We start from the raw sequence: 4,675 nt of genomic DNA, 5'->3' as shown, positions 1-4,675 counted from the left end.
CAGCAGGCAAAAGAGCCCCTTGGAACGCCCGAGCCAGAACTGCCTTCTCGAGGGTCGCAAGCTGCCCGCGCATCACCTGAGTAGTACTGGCGGTCTCCCTGAGTCGGCTCAGTTGCTCGTCACAACGTTCCTCGATCGCTCGCTGCCCGCCGACAGGGCCTGGTGCCGGGAACGGCTGCCGGCGATCGCTATCCGATATTCTCGACCCTATCCGCCCAGCTGGTCGAACGTCGCGTTCTGAATCCTGTACTCCCGCCACGTGTTGTGATCGAAGTGCCACCACTCGGCTTCGTAGACCGTGAAGCCTTCAGACTCCATCACCCGGCGTAGCAACTCCCGCTGCCAACGTTGCTGGCTGGTCCCACCCGGATAGTCCGGGAATGACCGCGGCGAGAACTCATCGTAGGTGCCGACCATGTCTACGGGCTGACCCGTGCGTAGGTCGTAGAGGTTTAGATCGATGGCCGCACCACGATTGTGCCGCGAACCGTTCGCCGGGTTGGCTACGAAGATCTTCTCGGTTTCCGGAGTGGCATCCCAAAACATCTTGGTCACGTACCACGGGCGGTATCCGTCATGCAGCAGGAGGCCATAGCCGTAGGGAGCGAGCGCGCGATGGGCACGCGCCACGGCTTCCGCAGCAGGACGCTGGAGGAAGAGCCGCTCTTCATCGTAAAAGACCGAGGACATGAAGTTGTTCGTGGACGCGTAGCGCATGTCTAGCCGGATCCCGGATTCAAGCGATGCGACCTCTACAAGATCAGAGTCCCGGAAGGTGCCGGTTTCGTCCGGCGGAGATGCCGCGCGGGCTTCAGCTTTCAGGTCGGCGACGGGGCGCACCGGATCGATTGTGAACGTCCCGCCGGCTTCCGTACCGACTTCGCGTCGAACAAAGTCGACCGAAGCCGCTTCTACTGAGTTGGCGCGCCCGTTGGCGTCACGGGTGAAGACCAACTGCTCATCGTGGTACAGGCCCCAATCGGGGAAGCCGTATACGTCCTCAGAGATTTCCTCCAGCGGATACAGGAAGAACCACTCGATCAAGGCGTAGAGCCGACCTTCGCGTTCAGAGATGAAGAGCACGTTGTGGTCCCATCCGTACTCCCCAATAAGTCCATTCCAGTGAGCGGGCGGAGCCGAGGGCATACCAGCGCGCGGGCGCTTGGCGAGCGTGACCGGGTTGGCCCCGAGGCGCACGAGGTTGTTGCCGTCCGGAAGCAGCCGTAAGCCGTAGGACACACGATCATCAACGACGAGCGTGTCGCCGCGAGACCGCGTCTCCATTATTGCACCACCGCGAGACGGGGTGATGAAGAGCCGGCCGTTCCGTTCATTCAGCTCGAGGGCAGCATCTCCCTCGCCGTACACACCCTCAAGAGCCAAGGCGACTTCAGGATCGACCGGATCCGTACCCAAAAGCGGTTCGGTCGGGAGAGCTTCCCCACGGCTGGCCGCCACCATGAGCGCGAGGGCCGCGTCGGCGATTCGGCCGGTGACGGTATTCGTGCCGTCCACTGCAGAGACAACTGCGACGCCGAGCTTCGAATCGGGCAGGAAACCCAACTGGGTGGAGAAACCGTAGATGGCGCCTCCATGACCCAGCCAACGCTGACCGTCTCGCTCACCGACCGCGAAGCCGAATCCGTATCCATCTGTGGCGCCTTCAGCTGCGAACTGCGGGACCCACATCGACTCGAGTGTCTCGGTCTCGAGGATTCGGCTGCGCTCCCCGAGCCCGCCACGAAACACTGCGGACATAAAACGCGACAGGTCTATCACGGTGGAATACATGCTCCCCGCGGGAGCCATGCCCAATTCGAATGTGGGAGCCGCGAACAGGGCACGATCGACGCCCCACATGTAGGCATCCGCCAAGTTGCCGATGACGTCAGGATCGGGAGTGAACGCGCTCGTTCTCATACCGAGGGGCTCCAAGACGGAGCGCTTCACATATTGAGCGAAGGGCTCGTCCTGGGTCTTCTCAAGCGTGTAACCGACAACGGCGATCCCGGCATTCGAGTACTTGTGACGCTCTGTTGGCGCGTAGATCTGCTTGGTGCCGCTCATGCTGAGCACCGTTGTGCGGAGATCGGTCCCGGTATCGTCGAAGTAGTGTCCTGCCGGGGGCTCACGGATGATGCCGGCCCGGTGCGACATGAGTTGCCGCAAGGTGATCGGTGTGTCCGTGTTGTTCGTAGGTGTGAACTCAGGGACATAGTTCTGAACCGGAGCATCGATGTCGATGGCTCCATCCTCCACCAACTGCATGATCGCGATGTCCGTGAACATCTTGGACACCGATCCCACGCGGTACACCGTTTCAGGCGTTGCTGGCACACCTTCGGACTCTTCACCGAATCCTGCCGCCCAAACGACGTTGTCTCCGTCGACCAGGGCGATGGACAAGGCTTGAAGCCCCTTCTCCTCGCGCTCCCGCTCGATCATCTCCTCCAATGCTGCGGCGACTTCCGCGTATTCGGGAGTTGCTGCGACCTCAGTGACGGAAATCGGAACAACGTCTCCGCAGCCAATCAGAAGCGGGAGAACAACAGAAGCCACCAGCCAGCGAACGCTCGAAACGAGCGACCGGTGAGGCATGCGGACTGAAGCGGAGTAGTCGGAGCTGAGGAACCCAGGCACGGGCGTGCCTCCATAAAGCCGGAGTGGAACGTCAGCCAACTCTATGCCTCGATGGATTGCCGCGACAGTTCTGCAACGAAGCGGCGAACCGCTGAGCGACTGCGTAACCGGACGAACTTCACGTGCGGGGCGTCTGCGATCTGCCTTAATACCCTGGGTATAGGGGAATTTCAGCCCTATTTCAATGCGAACACAGCACCGATTAGGGCACCTGGGCGGAGGAGTGAAACACTGCTAGTCAGCTAGGTGTGGCTGGGTGCCACGGAGGGGGACTAGGGGGGCCGCTGGGATGCGCCGCGATCCACTCGCGGGACAGCCGTTGGGCTTCGGCTATTTGTGCGCGAGACATCCGCTGCTCAATCGAACGTGAAGCTGGCCCACAGATCCATATTACTAATTGTGTTTGCTAAGTCCAGATCAAGTGTAATCCAGTCTGGATAGCTAAACGTACTAACAATATCCTGGACATACCTGGAACTCGCCGCAGGAATTATCCTGCTGGTGCCAGGCGATTCGAAAATCTTGAAACCCGCGCGGTCGACGAAGTGGAGCGACCAGTTGACGGTGACAGCCCTCGATGGATCGTTGTTGGTCCATGTCAACTGGTACGAGATGCTTTGTAAATCAAGAAACCGCCAGGAAATAGCACTCGCCGTAACTATCTCGTCGGTCCAAGCGGCGTCCCTCTCTGAGTGCGCCGTCGTATTGAGGACCGGGTCGGGTGTGGTGACGGAGTCGCCACACCCGACCAGTAGCACCAGAGCCAGCACGAACAGCAGGGTTTTCTTCATGCCCTCATTCTGCCCCTATCCTCATCAGACCCGCGACTCAGGACGCGCAGAACACTGCTAGGCAGCTGGGTGTGGGTGGGTGCCACGGAGGGGGAAAGGGGGGTACTGGAGCAAAAGGGCCCTGAGCGATTCGACGAAGTCATCAACTGACTGTGCGATAGGCCTTCACCCAATCAATCTCCAACGCAAAAGGGCCCTCTTTCTCATCACCTATGAGAATACCCAACTGTCGAATATTGGTTGGGTTGAGTCGCCCACTTCCCCTGGGTACATAACCGCGGAAGGTCGCTTGAAATGTTTCGAACGGCAGGTTGACCTCGATCCATTCTCCGAGGGTTGTTTTGAACTCCACCCCGTACGCCACACCGTCGAACGCCCCGTCCTGACGGAAGCGAAGTTGATATCGTCGGCCATCTCCTCTAACCCTGAGGGTGACGCCCCCGTATGCGGAGAGGTCCAGGGATACAAATCCCGCACGGCTGGATGCGAACCCCCCGTTGTTCTCCAGGGACACGAACCCCGTGAAAAGCGCTGTCTTCTGGTCAGTCAGCGATAGCTTGCTGGTCGACCGACCACCCATAACGCCGTCGTTGACAATCGACCAGCGGATGCCCTCCCCTTCGGTGAAATCCACGACAACCCTCATTTCTTGCTCCTGGGCAGCCAGCGTAACAGGTATCAAACAAGTGCAAAGCACCACAGCTAGTAAGCGAAAGATGCGACCTCCTCGGCTAGAGCAAAATTGCATCGAAGAGATGTCTATCCGTTCGAAATCGATTGCTTCCCTAGCTCCTGGATACGACATCGTGGGATGACCCTTAGATCATGGTTGTATAAGTAACCTACAATAATATCGTACACTTTTTAACAGTTGTCTAGCCTTTGTATAAGAATATGCAGAACGGCTCCTAACAATTTCCAAGAAGGAGGGGCGCATCAACTGGGCAACCCACTTCAACCACCAACTACGGGAAGAGACTAGCCGCGTACCCGCAACTCAGGACGCGCAGAACACTGCTAGGCAGCTGGGTGTGGCTGGGTGCCACGGAGGGGGGCTAGTTGCCGGGGGGATGCGCCTCTAGCCACTCGCGGGACAGCCGTTGGGCTTCGGCTATTTGTTCGCGAGTCATCCGCCTCTCTACGGTGTCTTTGTTCTCCTGCGGAGGCGCATTGCCTTGGGTCGCCGATAGATTCAACCACATATAAGCAAGTACATCGTCCTGCGGCACGCCTAAGCCGTACTG

At 59.1% G+C, this 4,675-nt stretch carries 4 protein-coding genes; all 4 read right to left on the bottom strand.

Translation table 11 applies throughout. The features are described from left to right. Positions 1-207: 207 nt before the first annotated feature. On the bottom strand, positions 208-2,679 hold the full coding sequence (locus OSA81_13330) for a serine hydrolase (GenBank protein ID MDE0899982.1): 2,472 nt from the start codon (positions 2,677-2,679) through the stop codon (positions 208-210). 317 nt (positions 2,680-2,996) lie between these two features. After that, on the bottom strand, positions 2,997-3,431 hold the full coding sequence (locus OSA81_13325) for a hypothetical protein (GenBank protein MDE0899981.1): 435 nt from the start codon (positions 3,429-3,431) through the stop codon (positions 2,997-2,999). 142 nt (positions 3,432-3,573) lie between these two features. Next, positions 3,574-4,077, bottom strand: a complete 504-nt coding sequence (locus OSA81_13320; GenBank protein ID MDE0899980.1) for a CIA30 family protein — start codon at positions 4,075-4,077, stop codon at positions 3,574-3,576. Between the two features lie 409 nt (positions 4,078-4,486). Beyond that, the coding region (locus OSA81_13315; GenBank protein MDE0899979.1) for a hypothetical protein at positions 4,487-4,675 on the bottom strand (189 nt) is incomplete at its 5' end.

It is taken from the genome of Longimicrobiales bacterium (genome assembly GCA_028823235.1).
In the GTDB taxonomy this organism is placed as follows: domain Bacteria; phylum Gemmatimonadota; class Gemmatimonadetes; order Longimicrobiales; family Gaopeijiaceae; genus UBA2589.
Note: the sequence above shows the minus strand (reverse complement) of the source record. Positions and strands in the feature narration are given on the sequence as shown.

Coding starts and splice junctions, on each gene's coding strand:
- OSA81_13325 (MDE0899981.1), bottom strand. CDS start 3,431: ATGAAGAAAACCCTGCTGTTCGTGCTGGCTCTGGTGCTACTGGTCGGG.
- OSA81_13320 (MDE0899980.1), bottom strand. CDS start 4,077: ATGAGGGTTGTCGTGGATTTCACCGAAGGGGAGGGCATCCGCTGGTCG.